We start from the raw sequence: 23958 nt of genomic DNA, 5'->3' as shown, positions 1-23958 counted from the left end.
CCTGGCCATTCCTTCGGGGGCTTCCCGGCGGTCTGTTGGCACTCCGGGGTGGGCCGGGCGGTCAAGGGTGGCCGCAGGCCATCGCGAAGCGACGCGAACGAAGAGAGCGCCCTTGACGGCCCGGACCGCACCGGAAGGACAGTGGACTGCCGGGAAGCCCCCGGACCCACTCCGACGCCGCCCGTCTACCCCCCCGGCCCCTGCCCCGTGGAGCCCCGGACCACCAGTTCCGGTTGGAACACGTACTCCGTGCGCTGGACCGGGGTGCCGCCGACCGCCTCCAGGAGGGCTCCGACCGCCGCGGTCGCCATCGCGCGGACCGGCTGGCGGATCGTCGTCAGCGGCGGGTCCGTGAAGGCGATCAGCGGCGAGTCGTCGAAGCCGACCACCGACACGTCCTCCGGCACCCGCAGCCCCCGCTCACGCACCGCGCGGATCACGCCGAGCGCCATCGGGTCGCTGCCGCACACGATGCCGGTGCAGCCGCGGTCCAGCAGGGCTCCGCCCGCCGCGTGGCCGCCCTCCACCGTGAACAGCGTGCGCTGGATGAGCCCCTCCGACTCCGCATCCGGCACGGCGGCGACGAACCCCGCCTCCTTGCGGGCCGACGGGACATAGCGCGTCGGCCCTATCGCCAGGCCGATCCGCCGGTGCCCCAGGTCCGCGAGGTGACGTACGGCCATGTCCGCCGCCGCCCGGTCGTCCGGGGAGATGAACGGGGCGTTCACGTGCTCGTTGAAGCCGTTGATCAGGACGAAGGGGACGCCCCTCGACGACAGCCGCTGGTAGCGGGACGGGTCCAGCGTCGAGTCCGCGTGCAGGCCGGACAGGAAGACGATCCCCGTGACCCCGCGCTCCTCGAGCTGTTCCACCAGCTCGTCCTCGGTGGCCCCGCCCGGCGTCTGCGTGCACAGCACCGGCGTGTACCCGTGACCCGCCAGCGCCTGCTCTATGACCTGCGCGAACGCCGGAAAGATGGGGTTGGTGAGCTCCGGGATCAGGAGCCCCACCAGCCCGTTGCTGCGCCGCCGCAGCCGCACGGGCCGCTCGTAGCCGAGCAGGTCCATGGCGGCCAGCACCTTGTGCCGGGTGCCGGCCGCCACGCCCGCCTTGCCGTTGAGCACACGGCTGACCGTCGCCTCGCTGACCTGGGCCTGCGCGGCGATGTCCGTCAGCCGGAGCGGGGAGGTCACCCCTGCCACCACACCGCCGTGTCGGCGGGCAGCACGTCCGGCTCCGCGAGGTCCCCGCTGGCCAGCAGCACCGTCCCCGGCGCGGGCATCCGCACCGGCTCGCCCGTCGTGTTGACCGTGCAGACGAAGTCCCCGCGCCGGAACGCCAGCACGCCCTCCGCGGCCTCCGGCGTCTCCAGCCACTCCACCGCGTCGCCCGCGCCCAGGTCGGAACGCTCCCGGCGGATCCGCAGCGCCGACCGGTACAGCTCCAGCGTCGAGGCCGGGTCGCCCGTCTGGGCCGCGACGCTCAGGCCGGCCCACTCGGCCGGCTGGGGCAGCCAGCTGCCGCCGTCGCCGAAGCCGTACGGGGCCTGCTCGCCCGACCACGGGATCGGCACGCGGCAGCCGTCGCGCAGCCCGTCCTGGCCGTTCTCCTTGAAGAAGGAGGGGTCCTGGCGCACCTCGTCCGGAAGGTCGGTCACCTCCGGCAGGCCGAGCTCCTCGCCCTGGTAGACGTACGCCGAGCCGGGCAGCGCCAGCATCAGCAGCGCGGCGGCCCGCGCCCGGCGCAGGCCGAGTGCCGGATCGCCGTCGGCGAAGCGGGTGGCGTGCCGGACCACGTCGTGGTTGGAGAGCACCCACGTGCTGGGGGCGCCGACGGGGCGCATCGCGTCGAGCGAGTCGTCGATGGTGGCGCGCAGCGCGTCCGCGTCCCAGCCCGTGGTCAGGTAGTGGAAGTTGAACGCCTGGTGCAGCTCGTCGTGGCGCACGTAGAGGGCGGTGCGGTCGTTGCTGGGGGTCCAGGCCTCGGCGACGCCGATGCGATCCCCCGCGTATTCGTCGAGGACCTTGCGCCAGGCGCGGTAGATCTCGTGGACGCCGTCCTGGTCGAAGAAGGGCAGCACCTGGTTGCCGAGCAGCTTGAGCTGCTCGTCGCGCCCGAGGTCGGGCAGGCCTGGGGCCTTGACGAGCCCGTGGGCGACGTCGATGCGGAAGCCGTCGACCCCCAGGTCGAGCCAGAACCGGAGCACGGAGCGGAACTCGTCCTGCACCGCAGGGTGCTCCCAGTTGAAGTCGGGCTGCTCGGGAGCGAAGAGGTGCAGGTACCACTCGCCGTCCGCCACGCGCGTCCACGCCGGCCCGCCGAAGATGGATTCCCAGTCGTTGGGCGGCTCCACACCGCCCTCCCCCCGCCCCGGACGGAAGTGGAAGCGCTCGCGCAGCGGGGAGCCGGGGCCTTCCCGCAGGGCCTGCTTGAACCATTCGTGCTGGTCGGAGCAGTGGTTCGGGACGAGGTCCACGATGATCCGCAGGCCCAGCTCATGCGCTTCGCGGATCACGGCGTCGGCGTCGTGCAGGGTGCCGAACATGGGGTCGATGGCCCGGTAGTCGGCGACGTCGTAGCCGGCGTCGGCCTGCGGGGAGGCGTAGAACGGGCTGAGCCAGACGGCGTCGACGCCCAGTTCCTTGAGGTAGGGCAGTCGGCTGCGGATGCCTTCGAGGTCCCCCATGCCGTCCCCGTTGGAGTCGGCGAAGCTGCGCGGATAGACCTGGTAGATCACCGCTTCTCTCCACCAGCCGGGCCGGGTGCCGGTGGTGGTGGGAAGGCCACTGTCCGAAGTCAGTGCGTCGGCGAGGTGCTGGGTCATGTCGTCCTTGGAGAGATCGGGCCGGGGGTGAGAGGGGGCAGGCAGGGGGGTCAGCCCTGGGTCGCGGGAGGGGCGTCAGCCCTTGGTCGCGCCTGCCGTCATCCCGGCGACGAGGTGACGCTGGGCGAAGAGGAAGAAGATGGCCGCGGGGATGGCGATGAGGACCGAAGCGGCACTCATCGCACCCCAGTTGGAGGTGTACTGCGTGACGAAGGTCTGCAGGCCCCCGGCGAGGGTGAGGTGTTCGTCGCCGACCATGAAGGCGGAGGCGTACGCGACTTCGCCCCAGGCGGTGATGAACGAGTAGAAGCCGGTGACGGCGAGGCCGGGCTTGGCCAGCGGGAGGATGAGGCGCCAGAAGGTGCCGAAGGGGTTGAGCCCGTCGACGCGGCCGGATTCGTCGATCTCGACCGGGATGGTGTCGAAGAAGCCCTTCATCATCCAGGCACAGAACGGCACCGCGATGGTGAGGTACGTGATGATCAGGCCGAGCGGCTGGTTGAGCAGCCCCAGCTCTCCCATGAGGTTGTAGAGCGGGACGATGAGGATCGCCATCGGGAACATCTGCGTGATGAGCAGGGTCCACATCAGCGGCTTCATGCCGGGGAACTTGAACCGGCTGACCGCGTAGCCCGTCGTGGCGGCGATGAACACACCGAGGACGGTGGTGATGCCGGCGACGAGCACGGAGTTGCCGAACCAGGTGAAGAAGGAGGTCGACTCCACCAGGTAGCGGTAGTTGTCGAAGGTCGGTTCCTTCACGAAGTCCGTGGAGATGGCGTGCTTAGCGGGCTTGATCGAGGTCAGCAGGACCCACAGCACCGGGAAGACGGCGATCACGGACGCGACGATCAGGGTGGCGTGCAGCCCGGCGGAGGCGAGCGGCGAACGCTCGCCCCGCTTGCGCACGGAAACGTCGGCCGCCGCGGTGTCGGTTGTCGCGGTCCCGGTGGTCACGGTGTCGGTCGTCATGGTCACCACACCTCTCCCTGCTTGCGCAGCGAGCGCCGGTAGACCAGCGCGAAGATCATGAGCAGGGCGAGGATGAGCACGCCCCAGGTCGCAGAGCCCGCGAAGTCGCGCGGGCTGGCCACGAAGGCCTCGCGGAAGGCCTGGGTCACCAGGATCTCGGTGGAGTCGCCCGGTCCGCCCCGCGTCAGCAGGAAGATCACCGGGAACATGTTGAAGGTCCAGATGGTGGAGAGCAGGATCACGGTCATGCTCACCGTGCGCAGCCCGGGCAGGGTGATGTGCCGGAACCGCTGCCAGGCCGTGGCGCCGTCCATCTCGGCGGCCTCGTACAGCTCGCCGGGGATCGACTGCAGCCCGCCGAGCAGGGCGACCATCATGAAGGGGACGCCGAGCCAGACGTTGACGGCGACGACGGAGAACTTCGCCCACGTCGGGTCGTCGAGCCACGGGATCGCGGAGATGCCGCCACCGTCGAGGATCTTGTTGAGGATGCCGCTGTCGCGGTTGAAGAGGAACCGCCAGGCGAAGACGGAGACGAAGCCGGGGACCGCCCAGGGCAGGATGAGCGCCATCCGGTAGGCGGCGCGGCCCCGGAAGTCCCGGTTGAGCATGTTGGCCAGGGCCAGTCCGAGCGTGAACGTGATCGACACGCACAGGACGGTCCACATCACCGTCCACACCAGCCGCTGCAGGAACACCGGGTCGGCCAGGACGTCCGCGTAGTTGTCGAGGCCGACGAACTCGTACGTGGCCTCGATGTGGTTGGCGCCGATCGTACGGGCGACATTGCGCTCGTTGGCGTCGGTCAGCGACAGGTAGATGCCGCGGACGAGCGGCCAGCCGATGATCACGCCGAGGACGAGCACCACCGGGGCGACCATGGCCCAGGCGTACCAGTGGGTGGCCAGGGCGCGCCCCAGTCCACCGCGCTTCGCGCTGTCAGTCCTGCGGCTCCGGCCGCGGGCGGCGACGGTGTCCTCCCCGTCGCTGCCCGCGGCCTTCGCCACCGACTGGCTGGTGTGAGCAGCCATTGTCTTTTCTACTTCCAGCCCTTGAGGATCTTGCGGAACTCGACGCCGGCCGCCTTGGCCGCGTCCTCCGGGCTCGAGGCCCCGGTGATCGCCTTGGTGTACTCGACCTTCAGCGGCTCGAAGAGGGAGCCGTTCTCCGGGATCCAGGCGCGCTCGACGGCCTTGTCCACCGCCGGCTTGAAGAACTGGACCATCTCGCTGGACTTGACGTCGGGCTGCTCGTAGGCGGCGGTCCGCGTCGGGAGCAGGCTGAGCTCCTTGGTGGACTGCACCTGCACGTCCTGCGAGGTCATGTACTCGACGAAGGCGTGCGAGGCGGCACGGTTCTTGGAACCGGCGTACACGGCGAGGTCGTGGCCGCCCTGCGGGGCGCCGGCCTTGGCGGAGCCGGCCGGGACGGCGGCGACGCCGAGGTTGGCCTTGTCCTTGAACTGGTCGCCGGCGTAGGTGTCGGCGACGGCCCACGGACCGTTGATCATCATCGCGGCTTCGCCCGACTTGAAGGCGGTCTGCATGTTGACCCAGCCGTCGGTGGCGTTGGTGATCGCCGCGCCGGAGGTGACCAGGTCGCGGGCGGTCTTGAACGCCTTGACGCCCGCCGCGTTGTCGACGGTGACCGTCTTGTTCTTCGCGTCGACCAGGTCGCCGCCCTCGCCGTAGATGAGGGGGAGGAACCAGTAGGAGTCGTCGCCGCGAAGGTAGAGGCCGGCCTTGCCGGTCTTCGCCTTGATGGCGGCGGCGGCCGTCTTCACCTCTTCCAGCGTCTTGGGGGGCTGGACGCCGGCGTCCGCGAGCATCTTCTTGTTGTAGAAGAGGCCGAGGGTGTCGATGACCTGCGGGACCGCGTAGGTCTTGCCCTCGTACTTGCCGCTGGCCGCGGCCTGCGGCAGGAACTCGGCGTCGACCTTCTTGGCCGTCTCGGCCGGGACCTCGTCGAGGTAGCCGAGGGACGCGAAGTCGGCGACCCAGCCGACGTCCGCGCGGATCACGTCAGGGGCTTCGGAACCGCTGCTGAAGGCGTTCTTGACCTTGTTCTGTGCGTCGCCGTACGGGACGTTGACGTACTTGACGGTGACCTTCGGGTGCTTCGCGGTGAACGCCTCGGCGATCTTCTGGAAGCTTGCCTTCTCGGCGTCGTTCGAGGTGTCCCACCACGTGACCGTGCCGGAAAGCTCGCCGCCCGCCTTGGCCTCGCCGGCCGCGTCCTTGTCGTCCCCACCGCAAGCCGTCGCCGCGAGCGCCAGGGTCGCGACCAGCGCGGTGGCCGCTATGCCACGCCGCATATGAACTCCTTCGATGATCCCGGCCGCTCCCTCGCGGTCCCGAGTTGCAGGGAACGTAACAAGCCTGAAAGCCGACCGAAAGAGCTTGCGGCAATTTTCTGCAAGCGCGGCTGATCGTTACATCCGTGTGTCCTGACGGTTGCCGCGGCTTGCTGGTTGTTCGAACTTCCTTCGGGTCATCAGGCCCGCAACCAGGGGGCATGTACCCGCGTTGACACCGGTATGACCCATGAGCTGACCGCATCCCGGCTTGCAAGCGCTTCCAGCAAGACGACCGAAAGCGTCGGCTGGTGGCGCGATGCCGTCATCTACCAGGTGTACGTCCGGTCCTTCGCGGACAGCGACGGCGACGGCATCGGCGACCTCCGCGGGGTGCGCACGCGCCTGCCCCACCTGGCCCGGCTCGGGGTCGACGCCCTCTGGCTCACCCCCTTCTACGTCTCCCCGCAGGCGGACGGCGGCTACGACGTCGCCGACTACCGGGCCGTCGACCCGCTCTTCGGGGACCTCTCCGACGCCGACGAGCTCGTCCGGGCCGCCCACGCGCTGGGCCTGCGGGTCATCGTGGACGTGGTCCCCAACCACACCTCCGACCGGCACGTCTGGTTCCGGGAGGCCCTCGCCGCCCGGCCGGGGAGCCCGGCCGGGGCCCGGGCCCGGGCCCGCTACCACTTCCGCACCGGACGCGGACCCCACGGGGAGCTCCCGCCCAACGACTGGGAGTCCGTCTTCGGCGGTCCCGCCTGGACCCGGACCGCGGACGGCGCCTGGTACCTGCACCTCTTCGCCCCCGAGCAGCCCGACCTGAACTGGGAGCACCCCGAGGTCGCGGAGGAGTTCGCCTCCGTCCTGCGCTTCTGGCTCGACCTCGGCGTCGACGGCTTCCGCATCGACGTGGCCCACGGCATGGTCAAGGCCTCCGGTCTGCCCGACATCGGCCGCGGCGCCCAGGCCACCCTGATCGGCACCGAGCCGCTCCCCTTCTTCGATCAGGACGGCGTGCACGAGATCCACCGCTCCTGGCGGCGGCTGCTCGACTCCTACCCGGGCCCGCGCATCGGCGTCGCCGAGGCCTGGGCGCCGACCTCCGAGCGGCTCGCCCTGTACGTCCGGCCCGACGAGCTGCACCAGGCCTTCAACTTCCGCTTCCTGAACTGCCCGTGGGACGCCCGGGCGATGCGGACCGTGATCGACGAGTCCCTGGCCGCCACCGCCTCCGTCGGCGCCCCCACCACCTGGGTGCTGTCCAACCACGACGTCGTACGCCACGTCACCCGCTACGGCGGCGGCGCACAGGGCCTGGCCCGGGCCCGGGCCGCCGCACTGCTGATGCTCGCCCTGCCCGGCTCCGCGTACCTCTACCAGGGCGAGGAGCTCGGCCTGCCCGAGGTCGACGACCTCCCCGACGCCGTGCGCCAGGACCCCGCCTTCCTGCGCACCGCCGGGCAGGACGGACTGCGCGACGGCTGCCGGATCCCGCTGCCCTGGTCCGGCGAGCAGCCCCCGTACGGTTTCGGCCCGGCCGGCAGCTGGCTCCCGCAGCCCGCGGACTGGGCCCCGCTGAGCGTCGCCGCCCAGACCGGCGACCCGCACTCCACCCTCGAGCTGTACCGCGCCGCCCTGGAGCTGCGCCGCGCACTGCCCGGCCTCGGCTCCCCCGACGCGGGCCCGCTGACCTGGCTTCCCGCCCCCGCGGGCGTCCTCCTCTTCACCCGGCCCGGCTTCGCGTGCACCCTCAACAGCCGTTCCGAGCCGCTCGAACTGCCTTCGCCGGGACGCCCCGTACTCTCCAGCGCTCCGGTCGAGACGGACGGCCGGACCGTGCTGCTGCCCGCGGATTCGTGCACGTGGTGGGCGTTGTGAGCCGGGGACCGGTACAGTCCAATCCCGTGACCGCACGGCTAGCCGACATCGCAGCCCAGGCGGGGGTCAGCGAAGCCACAGTCAGCCGCGTGCTCAACGGCAAGCCCGGTGTGGCCGCAGGCACCCGCGAGTCCGTGCTGGCCGCGCTCGACGTGCTCGGCTACGAGCGTCCCGTGAAACTGCGCCAGCGCAGCGCGGGGCTCGTCGGCCTGATAACCCCCGAGCTGGACAACCCCATCTTCCCGGCGCTCGCCCAGGTCATCGGCCAGGCCCTGACCCGGCAGGGGTACACGCCGGTGCTGGCCACGCAGACGCCCGGCGGGTCCACCGAGGACGAGCTCACCGAGATGCTGGTCGACCGCGGGGTCTCCGGCATCATCTTCGTCTCCGGGCTGCACGCCGACACCACGGCCGACATGGGCCGCTACGACCAACTCCGCGGGCAGGGCGTCCCGTACGTCCTCATCAACGGGTTCTCCGACAAGGTGCAGGCCCCCTTCGTCTCCCCCGACGACCGCGCCGCGATGCAGCTCGCCGTGACCCACCTGACCGCGCTCGGGCACACCCGGATCGGGCTCGCGGTCGGACCCAAGCGGTTCGTGCCCGTCCTGCGCAAGATCGAGGGCTTCCGGCTCGGGATGAAGGAGCGGCTCGGCCTCGACGAGGCCGAGGTCGAGGAGCTCATCCAGCACTCCCTCTACACACTGGAGGGCGGGCAGGCCGCCGCGGCCGCGCTGATCGCGCGCGGCTGCACCGCCATCGTGTGCGCGAGCGACATGATGGCGCTCGGGGCGATCCGGGCGGCCCGGCAGCAGGGACTGCGGGTGCCGCAGGACGTCTCGGTCGTCGGCTTCGACGACTCCCCTCTCATAGCGTTCACCGATCCGCCGCTCACCACCATCCGGCAGCCCGTGCAGGCCATGGGGCAGGCGGCGGTCCGCACGCTCCTGGAGGAGATCGGCGGTACGCCGGCCCCGCACAGCGAGTTCGTGTTCCTGCCCGAACTGGTCGTCCGCGGATCCACCGCCTCCGGTCCGCAGCAACGTAGGGGACCCTCTCGTCCCCAGGGGTGAGCAGCTGCGCCGCAGACCCTCCCGAGGGATGATCGAAGGCGAGAACGCATCTGGCAGACTCTTTCCCCATGGGTGAATCGAGCGTAAAGACACTGGAAACCCGGACGGAAGCCTCGTCACCCCACGTGACCGAGAGCGAAACTCGTCCGGGCGGTCAGCGCACCCATATGTCCCGGTTGCGAGCCCCGCGCCGGCCCCGGATCTGGTTCGAGATCCTGCTCATCGGGGTCAGTTACTGGACGTACTCGCTCATCCGCAACGCGGTGCCCGAGCAGAAGGCGGACGCCCTCGCGAACGCCGACTGGCTGTGGGACCTCGAGCGCACCCTCGGGATCGCGGTGGAGCAGTCGGTCAACCACGCCGTGAACTCGGTGACGTGGCTGATCGTCGGCATGAACTACTACTACGCCACGCTCCACTTCATCGTGACCATCGGCGTCCTGGTCTGGATCTACCGCTTCCATCCGGGGCGCTACGCGGCCACGCGCCTGGTCCTCTTCGCGACGACGGGCGTCGCCCTGGTCGGCTACTACTTCTTCCCGCTCGCGCCGCCCCGGCTGATGAACGGGCAGAACTTCGTCGACACCGTGCTGGTCCACCACACCTGGGGCTCCATGGCCTCCGGCAACCTCAAGCACATGTCGAACCAGTACGCCGCCATGCCCTCCATGCACATAGGGTGGTCGCTCTGGTGCGGGCTGACGATCTTCGCCGTCGCCTCCGCCCCCTGGGCCCGGATCCTGGGCCTGCTCTACCCGACGGCCACCCTCGTGGTGATCGTGGCCACCGCCAACCACTTCTGGCTGGACGCCGTGGGCGGCATGCTCTGCCTGGCGTTCGGCTACACCGTCTCGCGCAGCTGGTACGGCTCGCTGCCGCACCGGCTGCCGCGTGAGCCCGAGGACGCGGGACCGCACCCGGCGACGGCGGCCGTCCTGAACCGCTTCCGCGCCGACCGCTGACCGGTCCGGCGCCCCTGCCGGCAGGCCCGGCCCGCTCCCCCGCACCGTAACCGGTCCCCCACGTACGGGCCGCAGCCCGCCCGCGCCCCCGCCCTCCGGGGGCGGTGTCAGTGGGTGTTGTTAGCGTGCGCGTCGCAAGGTGAAACGATCAAGGAGGCGGCGGCGTGCAGGACGTGATGCGGCACGAGGTCAGCGGGCACCGGATATCCCAGGCACTGGAGGACGTCACCGGACGGGTCTACGACCACTGGCACGGGCTGCGGTACAGGGGGCTGCTGTCCCTGAAGGGGCTCCACGAGACCCGCGACGACCTCCTCGACCACGTCGGCGCGCAGACCCAGACGGACCCCGAGCTGACCGGAGCCGTCGTACGCCGTGCGCTGCGGACGGCCGCCGAATGCGCCCTCGGGGAGCTCTCCCTCGGCTGCTTCCCCGACGGCGACTTCGAGGTGCCGTTCCCCCTGCTCCATGAGGAGCTCAGCAGCATGGACATCTCCTTCGGCGACGCCGTCGACCAGGCGCCCACCGCCCGGACCTGGCTGGACGCCTTCGCGTTGTGCGTGGTCAGCGGGACCGTGCGGGAGCGGGACCGCGTCATCGGGCTGCTGCTGCGCAATGACTTCGCGCCCGCCCTCCACGACGGCGTGCCCTACTCCCCGCTCGACTCGCACTCCGACCCGGCCGAGCTCGCCGAGATGGACGCGCTGTGCCTCTACCTCACTCCTGCGGCCGGGCACCTGCCGCGGGACTGGCCGGACGCCACCCTGTGCAAGCCGGACGCCGCCGAGCGCGCGGAGGCAGCCCGCCGGCTGGACGGCCTCGGCGTGCTCACGCCGGACCAGCGGCTGCTGCGCGTCCTGCTCGACGACGACCAGCCCGCCTTCGAACGCGCCCTGGCCGGGAACCTCGCCGGCCTCCGCGAGGGCGCACGCCCCGACGCGGCCCCCCGCACCCTGTTCCCCGCCGGCACGATCGCCGTGACGGCGCTCGCCGTCCAGGTCCACGGCTGGCGGCTCGGCGTCACCTCCGCGTACCTCCCGCAGAGCCTGCTGCACGCCTGAGCGCCCGGCGACCGCCCGGCCCCGGCCTTCGCCCCCGGCCGTTCCTTGCGCAAGGGGGGCCTCACCAGACCCCGCTGTGGGTGATCCGGCCGCCCGACATCGTGAGCCGGATCGGGGCCTGGGCCAGCTCGTCCGGGGCGGTGTCCGCCGGGTCGAGCGCGAAGGCCGTCAGGTCCGCCCGGAAGCCGGCCGCGATCCGGCCCGCCACCTGCTGCTCCCCGGCCGCGACCGCGGCGTGCGAGGTCATGCCCTCCAGGGCCATCAGCCCGGTCAGCGCTGGCCCTGCGGCGGCCGCGCCGAGCGGGCTGCGGGCGGTGGCCAGGACCCGGCGGGCGTCGTGGTGGGCGATGGGCCAGTCCGAGCCCAGGGCGAGCACGGCCCCGGCGTCCCGCAGGCCCCTGGCAGCGCCAGGCCCGGGCCGCGCGCGCCGCACCCAGCCACTTCGACCACTCGTCGCTGTGGTCGGCCCGGGTCCTCGTACTCGACGCCGGCGAGCAGGGCCGGTACGTCTCCGTCACCCAGGTCCAGGACGTGGGCGCCGGTGAGGCCGGTGGCGGCCATGTCGCCGAGCAGGGCGGTGAGGCGGCTGCGCCGCTCGGCGGACGAGGGCTTCGGGGCGAGGGCGCCGACGAGGGCCATCGCGGCGTGCTCGATCCCAGACGGGGTGGCTGTGGGCGTCGGTCAGGCCGGGGGTGAGGGTGGCGCCGCCGAGGTCGACCACCTCGGTGGCGGGGCCGCGCCAGTCGCGTACGTCGGCCTCGTCGCCGACGACGAGGATCTCGCCGCCGCGGGCCGCTACCCCGCGGGCCCCGGGGCGGCCGGGGTCGAGGATGCGGACGCGGGCTCCGGTGAGGACGGTGTCGGCAGCGGGCACGGCTCTCCTCCTTCAGAGGCTTCGGTGGGCTCGGCGGCGAATCGGGCGTGGATCTCGGGGCTGCGGCTCTCGACGCGCCGGGCGAGCCCGGGCCCGGCCAGGAACACGGCGGGAACGAGGGCGACGAGGACGGTGTCGACGGCGGACGCCATGGTGAACAGGCCGGCCTTGGAGACGACCACCACGATCGCCACGGCGAGCAGCACGGCGGCGGCGACGGGCGCGTCCACGTTCCGCCACGGGCCCTCGGTGTGCGCGGTGCGCCGGAAGCAGACGGGTACGGCGATCGCGGCGAGCAGCATCAGCGCCATGAGGCCGATCATGCCGGGCATGTTCACCCAGGGCAGCAGCTGCTGGTACGGGCCGGCCCCGGCCAGCGCGAAACCGAGGACGACGACGGCGCCGAGGGCGGTCTGGGCGAGCCCGGCGAGGTACAGGGAGAGGCCGGCGGGTGCCGCCTTCGTGGCGTACGCCCGCACTCTGCGGGGCGCGTACGGGTGCGGTCAGCGGGTGCGGGCTCCGCGCGGCCGCAGCCATCGCCCCGGCACCCCGCGCCGGGCCTCGGGCGAGGGCTCCGGCGCGGGCTCCGGGGCCGCTGCCGGGTCGTCCGCGCTCGCGCCGATCCTCGCCAACGCCTCGGCGAGGGTGCGGACGTAGGCCTCGTCGATCAGGATCCGGACGCTCTCGTACGGGTGGCTCAGCCGCTCCTCCGCCGCCAGGATCCGGCGCAGCATGGGCGCTGACGCGGCGGCCGGGGCGCCGATCTCGCCGAGGTGGCGCACCGCTTCCGGCGTCGGGAGGGCCGGCAGGCCCGTCCACTGCGGGTCCACTTCCGCCAGCAGCACCGGTACGGCGGGTTCCACGTCTGCGGTGATCCGCCAGTACGCGTGCGCCGCGGCGACCCGTGTCCACGCCCCGGGCGATGCCATCAGCCCACGCACGGTTTCCGCGTGCGCGGCGGCCAGCGGGCCTAGATCAGCGAGGAAGGGCAGGCCGTGGCTCGCGCTCCCGGAACCCACGGCCGCACCGCACACGTCGAGGGCGAGGGTCGGATCGCCGGTGGCCCTCCAGTGCGCCCAGGCGGCCAGCCGCGGGTGGTGGCGTCGGGCCCGCGGGGCGCGGCCGGTTGCGAAGTCGGCCAGCCGGTCGGCGGCGACGGCCGCTGCCGGGCCGATCCGGCCCAGGACGCGCAGCGCGTCGTAGGCGTACGGGCCCTCCAGGTACGGGAGCACCTCGGGCAGGGCGGCCGCGGAGGCCGGGCCCCACCGGGCGAGGAGTTCGAGGACGGAGATGCTCGCGTGGTACTTCGGCGGATCCTGGCGCAGCACCGCCTGCATCGTCGGGAGCAGCTCCGCGGCGGGCAGCGCGGCCAGGACGCGGACGTGCGTGCGGTAGGTCGGGAAGTGGCCGTCCTTCGCGAGGCGCCGCAGAGCGGGCAGCGCCCGGAGGTCGCCCACCCCGGCCAGGGCGGAGGCGAGTTCGTCCCCGCGCCCGGGCCGCTGGTCGAGGGCCTTGGCGATCCGGTCGGCGTGCACGGAGACGGCGGACCCGGCCTGGGCCACCGCCTTGGCGGCGTCCCAGCTGTGACGGGTGTCGTCGCAGGCGGCCGTGACGACGGCGTCCCAGCACTCGGGGCCCGGCCTCCGGTAGCGGACCACGGCCTTGACGGCCGAACCCGTGCTTCTCACGCGGTCGCGTAGGCGACGAACCCGTCCCAGGCGGCGGGGGCGACGGCCAGCCGGCCGCCGTCGGGCCGCTTGGAGTCCCGGACGAGGACGGTCCCGGGGGTCCGGGCGACCTCGACGCAGTCGGGTCCGTCGTTGGTGCTGTAGCTGCTCTTGGTCCAGGCGACTTCGACGCAGTCGGCACCGTCGGCCGTGCTGTAGCTGCTCTTGACCCAGGTCAGTGCGGAGAGGCCCTCGGCCGACGGCTTGATGCTCATGTCTCCCCCAGTACCTTCTCGATGAACGTCAAAGATTCGCGAGGCGTCAGAGCCTGTGCCCGGATCATGCCATAGCGCATGTCCAGGATCTGGACCTCTTTGGGCTCGATGATCAAGCGGCTGGCCAGCTGAACGTCGGTGTGCCCGACCGTCGTTCCGTCCCTGAGACGCATGACCTTGAACGATGGACCGAGACCGGCGTGCTCCTCGACCGCGGTGGGCATGACCTGGATCTCCACGGTGCGCAACCGGCCGACCTCCAACAGGTGTTCCAGTTGGCGGCGCAAGACCATCTTGCCCCCGATGGGCCGTCGCAGGACAGCCTCTTCCTGCACAACGGTCAGCAGCGGCGCCGGATGCCGCTGGAGGAGCTTCTGACGCGCCAGCCTCGCCGTGGCCAGGCGTTCGACCTCGTCCTCCGAAAACCCGGGGCGCCTGAGCCCGAAGAGCGCCCGCGCATACTCCTCGGTCTGGAGCAGGCCGGTCACCACGACGTTGTCGTAGGACCCGATCTCCACCGCCTCGGACTCCAACTTGGCCAGATCCCGGACCTTCTTGGGATAGCGGGCCTTTTCGACGTCCGCCTTCATCGCGGCGATCTTCCCGCCCGCGCCGAGAACCCCGTCCGCCTTGTCCAGGAACTCCGGACGCGGAATACGGGTCCCGCTCTCGATCTTGCGGGTCAGGTCCGCCCCGTAGCCCATCTGTTCAGCGAAAGCGGATCGGTCGAGTCCGGCCGCCTCCCGCCACATTTTCAACTGGCGTCCCACCGCCGCGACGACCGCCCCGGATTCGTCCTCCGGGTCGAGTGCCCAGCTCGACTCGTCGGTACCCTCTGCGCTCACTGCCACCTCCGCCGGCCTGCAACTCGCTTCAGGCTACGCACGGGTGGCCACGCCGAGTCGCGTGAATCAGGAAATCCGTTTTCACCGGATCGCGGTTTCCACGACCCGGTGGGCCAATATCCGGAAACGCTCGACGCCTAAAGACAAACAACCGGGGGAAATGACCTCTCCCAACCTCCCCCCTCCCCCTCTCACCCGGTCGGGTGAATCACCCCAACCCGGCTGGCGCATATGCCAAATCACCGGGCAGTCTGTCTCTCGACAACCCCATAAACGCGAACGGCCCCCGTGCGGGAGTGCAATCCCGCCCGAGGGCCTCGCCGCTGAGGAAGACAGGACCCTTCCCGTGGCTGAACAGCAGCTTAGCGCGCCGTCGCGCGCTCCGTACCGCATTCCGAGGCCCGGCGTCATGCACGAGAAAGACCGGCAGCCCGAGCGCTACGTCAAGATCGGCAACCACCTCGCCCAGCACAGCGAGTTGAGCCTGACGGCGATCGGCCTGTCCACGTACATCCAGTCCCTGCCCACCGGCGCCGATGTGTCGATCAAGGCCCTGGCGCAGCGGTTCACCGAGGGCGAGACCCGCATCGCTTCGGCCCTGCGGGAGCTGGAAGCCCACGGCTACCTCTCCCGTACCCGGGAGCGGCTCCCTTCGGGACAGATCGTCACCCGTACGGTGTCGTACAACAACCCTCCCGCCAGGCGCCCGAAAGCGGCGGAGCGCCCTGTCCCGCCCCCCGCAACGGCACCCGCACCGGCCCGGACGGAGGCTCCGGACCCCGACCCGGAGCCTGAGCCGGAACCCGAACCCGAACCGGCCCCGGCCATCTCCGAAGCAGAGCTCCGGTCCCGGGAGTTGCTGGCTCGCCTGCGGCTTCGTGATCCGCGGCTCGTGCTGTCCGAACGGGACACCGTACGACTGGCGCCCGCCGCGGCGGTGTGGCTGGAGCGCGGGCTGACCCCGAGCGCCGTCGCCGCCGCCCTCACCCGCTCGCTGCCGACGGTGGCCATCCACTCCCCGGCCGCGCTGCTCGCCCACCGCCTGCGTGAGCTGCTGCCGCCCCGGCTGCCGGACCCCGGCGGGGCCCGTCCCGTGGCGCCCGACCGCGAGATCCACCCCCTCCGCACCTGCGACGGCTGCGACCGCGCCTTCCGCTCCCCCACCCCGGGCCGCTGCCGGGGCTGCACCCCCTCGGCAGACGCGGCTTAGCGCGATTCAAACGTAGCCGTCGAGAGACCCCCCTAACGAGCGAATGTTGCGCTGCGTAACCGACATATTACATTCCGTGCACAGATGATGTTGGCGTCATCACCCCTCGCCCCGCACCGCCCTGCGTCCGGCCCGGCCGGACTGCGGAGCCGTGCGCGCAGCCAGAAGGAGACACCCGTGCCCGGAACCCAGAACGACAAGGACGCCCAGGCGGAACAGATCAGCGGCAAGCTGATCGCGGCGACCCCGCTGAGTTCGCCGCCGCCCGTCACGGTCCCCGTCCATCAGCGCGACACGGAGTGGGAGTTGCCGAACGGCTTCGCCTGGGTCTACTACGGCGAGGGCACCGACCACGTCGCCAAGCCGGTGATCATGGCCGACGGGTTCAACCTCGGCCGAAGCGATCTGCAGTGGCTCGCCCAGGGCCTGGACGGCGGGAAGTACAAGTTCCTGACCGCCCTGCGCAAGCAGGGACGCACCGTGATCCTGGTCGGGTTCGACGAGCGCACCGCGCGGATCCAGGACAACGCCCGCACCGTGATGGCGGCGATCCAGCAGACCCTCGGGGAGCGCGTGGGTGACGACCGGCTGACCGTCGGCGGATTCAGCATGGGCGGCCTGATCACCCGCTACGCGCTGGCCAAGATGGAAATGCAGCGGATGGACCACCAGACCGAGCTGTACTTCTCCTACGACACCCCGCACCGCGGCGCCGTGATCCCGATCGGCCTGCAGGCGTTCGCTCACTTCATCCCGCTGGCCAACGACTTCGCGCGGCAGATGAACAGCCCGGCGGCCCGGCAGATGCTCTGGCGCCACTACGACAGCGAGACCGGCAAGAGCGGGATCGACCCGCTGCGCACAGAGCTGCTGGAGGAGCTGGACCGGATGGGCAGCTGGCCGCGGATCCCGCGCACCATCGCGGTGGCCAACGGCACCGGCGACGGCATGGGCCTCAGCATCCCGCCCGGCGAGATGGCACTGAAGAGCACCGGCCTGATCGCCTTCCCCGGCACGACCTTCTACACCCAGGCCGCCGGCGAGAACGTCACGGTCGCCGAGCTGAAGCGGCTGCTCCCGCCCGCCTCCAAGAAGGTCACCACCAGCGGCTTCCCCGAGCTGGACGGCGCACCGGGCGGCACCCTCGCCTCCTACAAGATCGTGGCGGACGAGCTGGAGGCGAAGGGCGGCAAGGCCGACCTGCGGCACGAGGCCATCTGCTTCGTCCCGACCGTCAGCGCGGTGGCGATCCGCAACATCGACAAGCAGGAGGACCTGTACGCGAAGGTCGCTTCGCTCGACCCGAACGAAAGCGAGCTGGACGAGTTCCTCTGGTCCTCGGCCACCACCCCGCACACCGCGATCACCCAGGAGCTGTGCGAATGGATCATCGAGCGGCTTCCGCGATGACGCAGCGTCATCACCACTGATCCAACCGGTGATCCCGCCGCCCGCCCCGGATCTCTCTGCGCCGGGCGGGCGGCCTCCCGGCGTGCGTGCGCCGGGCCGCCGCCGGGGTCCCGGACCGCTCAGGCCCCGTAGAACAGGTCGTCCACCACCGCCCGCGCCCGGCGCGTGATGCGGCGGTAGTCGTCGAGCAGCTCGCCGGCCGTGCCCTCCGCGTAGCCGAGGTAGCGGCCGACGGCGGCCAGTTCGCGGGCCTCCGACGGGAAGGTGTCCCCGGCCCGGCCGCGGACCAGCATCACCGCGTTGCGGACGCGGGTGGCGAGCACCCAGGCCTCGTCGAGGATCTGCGCCTCCTCGGCCGGGATCAGCCCGGCCGCATGGGCGGCGGCCAGGGCCTCGCGGGTCCGCGTGGTACGCAGGCCGGGTTCCGACCAGGCGTGCTGCATCTGGATCAGCTGCACGGTCCACTCGACGTCGCTGAGACCGCCGCGGCCGAGCTTGGTGTGGAGCGTGGGGTCGGCGCCGCGCGGGAGGCGCTCCGACTCCATGCGGGCCTTCAGGCGGCGGATCTCGCGGACCGCGTCCTCGCCGAGGCCGTCCGCCGGGTAGCGCAGCGGGTCGATCAGCTCGATGAAGCGGGCGCCGAGCTCGGCGTCGCCCGCGACCGGCTCGGCGCGCAGCAGGGCTTGGCTCTCCCAGGTCAGGGACCAGCGCCGGTAGTACGCGGCGTACGAGGCCAGGGTGCGTACGAGCGGGCCGGAGCGGCCCTCGGGGCGCAGGTCGGCGTCGATGAGCAGCGGCGGGTCGGCGGTGGGGAGTTGGAGCAGCCTGCGCATCTCGGCGATGACGGTCTGGGCGGCCTTCGCGGCTTCCTGTTCGTCGACGCCCTCGCGGGGTTCGTGGACGAACAGGACGTCGGCGTCGGATCCGTAGCCGAGCTCGTGGCCGCCGAAGCGGCCGACGCCGATGATCGCGAAGCGGGTCGGGAGGGTCTCCCCCCAGTGGCCGCGGACGGCGGCGCGCAGGGCTCCGGCGACGGTGGCGCCGGTGAGGTCGGAGACGGCGTTGCCGACCCGGTCGACGAGGGCGCCGGGGTCCTCCTCGGCCGGGCTGTCCTCCGTACCGTACGAGCCGATGATGTCGGCGGCGGCGGTGCGGAACAGCTCGCGGCGGCGGACCCCGCGGGCGGCGGCCACGCCGACTTCGGCGCTGTCGGCGCGGCCGACGGCGGCGAGCACCTCCTGCTCCAGGGCCTCGGGCGTACGGGGCTGCAGCCCTTCGGGGTCGCCGAGCAGGGCGACGGCCTCGGGAGCGCGCATCAGCAGGTCGGGGGCGAGCCGGCCGGCAGACAGGACGCGGGCCAGGTTCTCGGCGGCGGCGCCCTCGTCGCGGAGCAGGCGCAGGTACCAGGGGGTCTTGCCGAGGGCGTCGGAGACCTTGCGGAAGTTCAGCAGGCCGGCGTCCGGGTCGGCGGAGTCGGCGAACCAGCCGAGCATGACGGGGAGCAGGGTGCGCTGGATGGCGGCCTTGCGCGTGACGCCGGAGGCGAGGGCCTCGAGGTGGCGCAGGGCCGAGGCCGGGTCGGCGTATCCGAGGGCTTCGAGACGCTGGCCGGCGGCGCGCGGGGAGAGCCGGGTCTCGCCGGGGGCGAGCTGGGCGACGGCGTCGAGCAGCGGCCGGTAGAAGAGCTTCTCGTGCAGGCGCCGGACCACGGAGGCGTGCCGGCGCCACGCCTTGTTGAGCTCGGCAACGGGTTCGGTGCGCAGGCCGAGGGAGCGGCCGAGGCGGCGCAGGTCGGCCTCGTCCTCGGGGACGAGGTGGGTGCGGCGCAGCCGGTAGAGCTGGATGCGGTGTTCCATGGCGCGCAGGAAGCGGTACGCGTCGTTCAGCTGGGCTGCGTCGGTGCGGCCGACGTAGCCGCCGGCGGCGAGGGCGTGCAGGGCGTCGAGGGTGGTGCCGGAGTGCAGGCCGGCGTCGCTGCGGCCGTGGACGAGCTGGAGCAGCTGGACGGCGAACTCGACGTCGCGCAGGCCGCCGGGGCCGAGCTTGAGCTCGCGGTCGACCTGGGAGGCGGGGATGTTGTCGACGACGCGGCGGCGCATCTTCTGGACGTCGGCGACGAAGTTCTCGCGTTCGGCGGCCTGCCAGACGAGGGGCGTTATGGCGTCGATGTACTGGGCGCCGAGGTCCCGGTCGCCGGCCACGGCGCGGGCCTTGAGCAGGGCCTGGAACTCCCAGGTCTTGGCCCAGCGCTGGTAGTAGGCGAGGTGGGAGGCGAGGGTGCGGACGAGGGGGCCGTTGCGGCCCTCGGGGCGCAGATTGGCGTCGACGGGCCAGATGGTGCCCTCGATGGTGGTCTCGGAGCAGATCCGCATGAGGTGGGAGGCGAGGCGGGTGGCGGCCTGGACGGCCTTGCCCTCGTCGGCGCCGCTCGGTGCCTCCCCCACGAAGATGACGTCGACGTCGGAGACGTAGTTCAGCTCGTTGCCGCCGCACTTGCCCATGGCGATGACGGCGAGCCGGCAGGCGGCGGCGTCGTCGGGGGCGGCCGCGGACGCGATCCGCAGGGCGGCGCGGAGGGTCGCGGTGGCGAGGTCGGCGAGCTCGGCGGCGGTCTGGGCGACGTCGATGGTGCCGCAGACGTCGCGGGCGGCGATGGAGAGCAGGCAGCGGCGGTAGGCCACGCGCAGGGCGATGGGGTCGTGGGCCGGGGCGAGCCCCTGCTCGAACTCGGCGAGGCCGGGGTGCAGATCGGCTGCCTCGTACGTGACGAGCGCGTGCCAGTCGCGGGGGTGGCGGGCGAGGTGGTCGGCGAGCGCCTCGGACGCGCCGAGTACGCCGAGGAGGCGGTCGCGCAGCGGTTTGGCGCTGACGAGGGTGTCGAGGAGCACGGGCCGTTCGTCGTCGCTCTGCGCCTCGGCGAGCCGGACGAGCCCGAGGAGGGCGAGGTCGGGATCGGCGGTGGCCCCGAGGGCGTCGAGGAGCACCGGGTCGGTGCGTACGGAGGCCAGCGCGTCGGAGTCGAGCAGCCGGGCCGCGGCCGAGGGGTCGGTGAAGCCGCTGCGCAGCAGCCGGATGAAGGTGCTGCTCCTGCGTCCCGGGACTGTCATCCCGCCGCCTCCCGCGTACGTCGCCGCCACTGCCCAAGCCTGCCTGGAAGGAGCCTAGCCGGAGCAGGCGTTCGACTCACCGGCGTGGGTGGACCCGTATCATGGGGCGGATTATCGGATTATCCGAATACTTATGCGGAACGTACCTTCCGCTTACTTGCCCCTCCGTCGGACCCGCTCCCCGCCCGACCCGCCCAACCCGCCCCGAAGGACCCGCATGCCCGACGGACCCCCGGCCCCGGGCCCCTGGCATCCCCACGAGACGGGCCCGTCGCCGGACCCGGGGCAGGTCAGCGGCTCGTGGGGCCCGGGGGGCCCGGCCTGGGGCCCACCGGCGGGACAGGCCTGGCTCCCGCCGGCCGGACCGGGCCCGAACCCGTCGCCGCAGCCCTGGCCGGGCGGACAGCCGTGGGACCCGTCGGCAGGACCGGCCGCGGACCCGTCACAGCCCGGCCCGGGCGGACCGTCGTGGGACCCGTCGGCGCAACCGTTCGGGGACCCGTCGTGGCACCTGTCGGCGGGACCGGCCGAGCACCTGGTGGCGCCGCAGTATGGGCAGCCGCAGACGGGCGGCCCGGCTCGGGATCCCGCGCAGCCGCATGCAGGCGGCCCCGGCTGGGACCCGTCACGCGCCCAGCCGGGCGGGCCGAGTTGGGAGCCGTCGCGGGTTCCGGCCGGCGCAGCCGGATCTGACGTACCGTCCGCCGCGCTCGGCAGCGGAGCCCGGCAGGGCGGCTCGCCGCTGCATGCCGACTGGCGGCCGGCCCCCGGCGGGCACCCCGGCCCGGCGGGTTCGGCCGAGGCCTGGTCCGGCCGTCCCGGCCCGGCGGGGCCCGAAGCTGCGGGGCACGGCCATCCGTCCGGGGCCACGGGCCGCCCCGGCGGGGACGGCGCGTACGCGCATCCGGGACCCGGCATACCCGCCGCCGGCGAGGCCGAGAGCTGGGACGGCCCGGTCCCGCATGCCGCGCCCGGCGCCGCCACCGCCGACGCCCGACCCACCGGACGCGCTGCGCGCCGTTCCGGCACCGACGAGCCGCCCGCTTCCGGCAACCGCCGAGCCGCCCGGCGTTCCCGTACCGCCGACCCCGCCGACGCAGCCACCGGCCACCCGGCCGACGCCGACCCCGGCGACGGCCGCTCCGGGCTGCCCGGCGGACGCCGCCGCTCGCGGGGCACCGGCCCCGCGGGCGCGGCGGCCGGGGCCCTCGCCGACCAGCCCGCCGGGCGGGCCGCCCGCCGTACCGGCAACGCCGAACCCCCGGCACCCGGCAACCGCCGGACCGCACGGCGTTCCCGTACCGCCGACGCAGCCGGCTCCGGCTCGGGCAGCGGCCGCGGCTCCCGCCGTGCCGGCGGCGGCGCCGGAGCCTCGGGAGCTCGCGGGCAACGGCGTGGGCGGCGGGTCGTCAAGGGGGTGGGGCTCTGTGCCGCCATCGTCGCCTGCGGCGTGTTCGTGCTGCGCGCCGGCGAGGCGCGCGGCGGCATCGCCGACCGGACGCCGGCCCCCGCGGCCGCTGCCGACGCGCCCGACCCCGGCCGGGTGCTGCAGATCGTCGCCCACCCCGACGACGACCTGTACTTCATGAACCCGGACCTGCGGTACTCCATAGCCGCCGGCCACCCCGTCACCACCGTCTACCTCACCGCCGGCGAGGCGGACGGCATCAACGCCACCGAAGGCAAGCAGGCCTCCACCCCGCCCAACAAGCCGGCCTACGCCGAGGCCCGCCAGAACGGCATCCGCGCCGCCTACGCCAAGATGGCCACCGGCGACCGCAGCAGCGCCTGGAAGCGCACCGCCGTCCCCACCAAGGGCGGCGGCCACGCCGAGGTCGACGTCCTCGTCGCCAAGCCCGAGGTCAACCTCGTCTGGCTGCAGCTGCGCGAGGCCGGCACCGTCTACGACAGCACCCCCGACAGCCTCCACGGCCTGTGGGACGGCAAGATATCCGCGCTCGGCGCCCAGCTCTCCTCCGGCACCCCGGTCAAGCAGCGGTTCTCGTACTCCAAGGAGCAGCTCGTCCAGACCGTCGCCGGAATCCTGGAGCAGTACAAGCCGACCACGGTCCGCGCCCAGGACCCCACCCCCGGCCGGTTCCCCGACAAGCGGTACGCCGATCACCAGGACCACTTCTACGGAGCCCGCTTCGCGCAGGCCGCCCTGGCCGCGTACGCGAAGGACGTCGCCCCCGCGAACCGCCCGCACTTCGCGGTGCAGAACTACCTCGGCTACTCCAACGGCTCCCTGCCCAGCGCACTGGACCCGGACGAGGCCAAGGCGAAGCTGGACATCCTGGACACCTACGCCTGGCTGGACCGGCAGAACCACTGCGGCAGCGACGCCGGCTGCGGCGATCTCAAGGTGGCCGACCATCCCGCCGGCAACGGCTGGACCTCGACCGTCAACTACGCCCGCGGCACCGGCACTTCCTGGCTGACCTCCGACAAGGAGCACGGCCTGTGGGCCTTCAAGGTGCTCGACGGCCAGGTCGCGGTCTGGCACCGGTCCGGCCCGATCGGCGCCTGGAGCGGTCCGCGCCTGCTGCCCGGCACCGGCATGGACCCGGGCATCTCCACCGTCACCCTGCCGGACGGGCGGATCGCCGCCTTCGGCACCCGCACCTCCTTCGGCTCGCGGCCCACGGACTACCGGCGCGAGGTCGGGTACGTCGTCCAGAAGGGCCCCGGTTCCGAGGAGTTCGGGGACTGGCAGTCGCTGGGCACGCCCGAGGGCGCCGACGAGAACTGGACCTCCGACATCAGCGCCCCCGCCGTCTCGGTCGACGGCACCGGCCAGTTGGCGGCGTACGTCCGCGACGGCGCGTCCACCCTGCGCGGGCGGGTGCAGCTCGCGAACGGCACCTGGGGCCCGTGGTCCCCGTACGGGGGCGCCGACCTGCACGGCACGCCGGTCACGGCCATGGACGGCGCCGGGCGGCGCATGGTGTTCGCGGCCACCGCCAAGTCGGTGCTGGGCTGGGCGCAGCCGAAGCCGGGCGCGCCGCTGGGCCCGGCCACGCCCACGGGGCTGCCGGACACGACGCTGCCGCTCACCGCGGAGGGGCGCGAGGGCGGGGTGCGGCTGTGGTTCCGCAAGCCGGGCTCGGGCAACGTCCGTACCGCCCTGGTGACGGGCGACGGTGGACTGAAGGTGAACCACCTCACCGACCTCGGCGGGCTCCAGGGCTTCGGCTCGGTGGCGGCGAGCGGGCACGTACTGGCCGGGCGTTCGGCGGGCGGTCAGCTGGGCTCGGACCTCGGGTCGGGGCGGCCGTGGGAGCGGTCGCCGCTGATGTTCGTCGGGGCGCCCTCGTCCACGACGACCGGCAGGAACACGGTCAGCCTGGCGGTGGTGGGGCTCGACGCGCGGCTGTACGTGACGTCTTCGGCGGACGACGCGAACGCGCACCTGGCGCCGTGGCTTCCGGTGGGTCCGCGGAACACGGGCCGCTGAGGATCCTCCGCCGGCGGACCAAGTGCGTCCACATCCCGGGCACA

At 72.7% G+C, this 23958-nt stretch carries 17 protein-coding genes and 1 pseudogene; 7 read left to right on the top strand and 11 right to left on the bottom strand.

The window, feature by feature from the left end; all coding sequences use genetic code 11:
• Positions 1–185: 185 nt before the first annotated feature.
• The 5 genes from IF09_RS0103210 to IF09_RS0103190 form a co-directional block, all read right to left on the bottom strand.
• The gene (locus IF09_RS0103210) at positions 186–1202 is read right to left on the bottom strand and encodes a LacI family DNA-binding transcriptional regulator (protein ID WP_234320877.1); all 1017 of its coding nucleotides are present in this window, start codon (positions 1200–1202) and stop codon (positions 186–188) included.
• A complete protein-coding gene (locus IF09_RS0103205) occupies positions 1190–2824 on the bottom strand; it encodes a glycoside hydrolase family 13 protein (RefSeq protein ID WP_030291630.1) in 1635 nt (544 codons plus the stop codon). The genes IF09_RS0103210 and IF09_RS0103205 overlap by 13 nt, the downstream gene beginning before the upstream one ends.
• A gap of 75 nt (positions 2825–2899) precedes the next feature.
• On the bottom strand, positions 2900–3796 hold the full coding sequence (locus IF09_RS0103200) for a sugar ABC transporter permease (protein ID WP_030291628.1): 897 nt from the start codon (positions 3794–3796) through the stop codon (positions 2900–2902).
• Between the two features lie 2 nt (positions 3797–3798).
• Complete coding sequence (locus tag IF09_RS0103195; protein WP_030291626.1) at positions 3799–4827, bottom strand: carbohydrate ABC transporter permease; 1029 nt, start codon at positions 4825–4827, stop codon at positions 3799–3801.
• Positions 4828–4835: 8 nt separating this feature from the next.
• Positions 4836–6110: an extracellular solute-binding protein gene (locus tag IF09_RS0103190; protein WP_030291624.1), complete on the bottom strand. Its 1275-nt coding sequence runs from the start codon at positions 6108–6110 to the stop codon at positions 4836–4838.
• Between the two features lie 222 nt (positions 6111–6332).
• Here IF09_RS0103190 and IF09_RS0103185 point away from each other — a divergent pair, with 222 nt between their 5' ends.
• From IF09_RS0103185 to IF09_RS0103170, 4 genes are all read left to right on the top strand, one after another.
• Complete coding sequence (locus IF09_RS0103185; RefSeq protein ID WP_030291623.1) at positions 6333–7973, top strand: glycoside hydrolase family 13 protein; 1641 nt, start codon at positions 6333–6335, stop codon at positions 7971–7973.
• Positions 7974–7999: 26 nt separating this feature from the next.
• Positions 8000–9046, top strand: a complete 1047-nt coding sequence (locus IF09_RS0103180) for a LacI family DNA-binding transcriptional regulator (RefSeq protein ID WP_030291622.1) — start codon at positions 8000–8002, stop codon at positions 9044–9046.
• A gap of 68 nt (positions 9047–9114) precedes the next feature.
• Entirely contained in the window at positions 9115–10008 is an 894-nt protein-coding gene (locus IF09_RS0103175; RefSeq protein ID WP_051832054.1) for a phosphatase PAP2 family protein, read from the top strand.
• A 164-nt stretch (positions 10009–10172) separates the two neighbouring features.
• Positions 10173–11069, top strand: a complete 897-nt coding sequence (locus IF09_RS0103170; RefSeq protein ID WP_030291618.1) for an immunity 49 family protein — start codon at positions 10173–10175, stop codon at positions 11067–11069.
• Between the two features lie 61 nt (positions 11070–11130).
• Here the strand turns inward: IF09_RS0103170 and IF09_RS42545 are convergent.
• The 5 genes and pseudogenes from IF09_RS42545 to IF09_RS0103145 form a co-directional block, all read right to left on the bottom strand.
• Positions 11131–11943: pseudogene (locus IF09_RS42545) on the bottom strand (amidohydrolase family protein).
• Entirely contained in the window at positions 11865–12422 is a 558-nt protein-coding gene (locus IF09_RS0103160) for a hypothetical protein (protein WP_030291614.1), read from the bottom strand. The pseudogene IF09_RS42545 and the gene IF09_RS0103160 overlap by 79 nt, the downstream one beginning before the upstream one ends.
• A 24-nt stretch (positions 12423–12446) precedes the next feature.
• The gene (locus tag IF09_RS0103155; protein WP_030291613.1) at positions 12447–13631 is read right to left on the bottom strand and encodes a hypothetical protein; all 1185 of its coding nucleotides are present in this window, start codon (positions 13629–13631) and stop codon (positions 12447–12449) included.
• Positions 13628–13885, bottom strand: a complete 258-nt coding sequence (locus tag IF09_RS0103150) for a DUF397 domain-containing protein (RefSeq protein ID WP_030291611.1) — start codon at positions 13883–13885, stop codon at positions 13628–13630. The genes IF09_RS0103155 and IF09_RS0103150 overlap by 4 nt, the downstream gene beginning before the upstream one ends.
• Positions 13882–14730, bottom strand: coding sequence for a helix-turn-helix domain-containing protein (locus IF09_RS0103145; protein ID WP_030291609.1), 849 nt, complete (start codon positions 14728–14730; stop codon positions 13882–13884). Before IF09_RS0103145 ends, IF09_RS0103150 begins: the two co-directional genes overlap by 4 nt.
• A 409-nt stretch (positions 14731–15139) precedes the next feature.
• On the opposite strand from IF09_RS0103145, the gene IF09_RS0103140 reads away from it, so the two are divergent.
• The gene (locus IF09_RS0103140) at positions 15140–15940 is read left to right on the top strand and encodes a hypothetical protein (protein ID WP_037633807.1); all 801 of its coding nucleotides are present in this window, start codon (positions 15140–15142) and stop codon (positions 15938–15940) included.
• Positions 15941–16117: 177 nt separating this feature from the next.
• A complete protein-coding gene (locus tag IF09_RS0103135) occupies positions 16118–17350 on the top strand; it encodes an esterase/lipase family protein (RefSeq protein ID WP_234320876.1) in 1233 nt (410 codons plus the stop codon).
• Positions 17351–17469: 119 nt separating this feature from the next.
• Here IF09_RS0103135 and IF09_RS0103130 read toward each other — a convergent pair whose 3' ends face one another.
• Positions 17470–20457: a bifunctional [glutamine synthetase] adenylyltransferase/[glutamine synthetase]-adenylyl-L-tyrosine phosphorylase gene (locus IF09_RS0103130; protein ID WP_030291603.1), complete on the bottom strand. Its 2988-nt coding sequence runs from the start codon at positions 20455–20457 to the stop codon at positions 17470–17472.
• Positions 20458–20995: 538 nt separating this feature from the next.
• On the opposite strand from IF09_RS0103130, the gene IF09_RS41560 reads away from it, so the two are divergent.
• On the top strand, positions 20996–23914 hold the full coding sequence (locus IF09_RS41560; protein WP_158709901.1) for a PIG-L family deacetylase: 2919 nt from the start codon (positions 20996–20998) through the stop codon (positions 23912–23914).
• Positions 23915–23958 lie beyond the last annotated feature (44 nt).

Origin of the sequence: Streptomyces katrae (assembly GCF_000717655.1) — a bacterium.
GTDB classification, from domain to species: domain Bacteria; phylum Actinomycetota; class Actinomycetes; order Streptomycetales; family Streptomycetaceae; genus Streptomyces; species Streptomyces katrae_B.
Note: the sequence above shows the minus strand (reverse complement) of the source record. Positions and strands in the feature narration are given on the sequence as shown.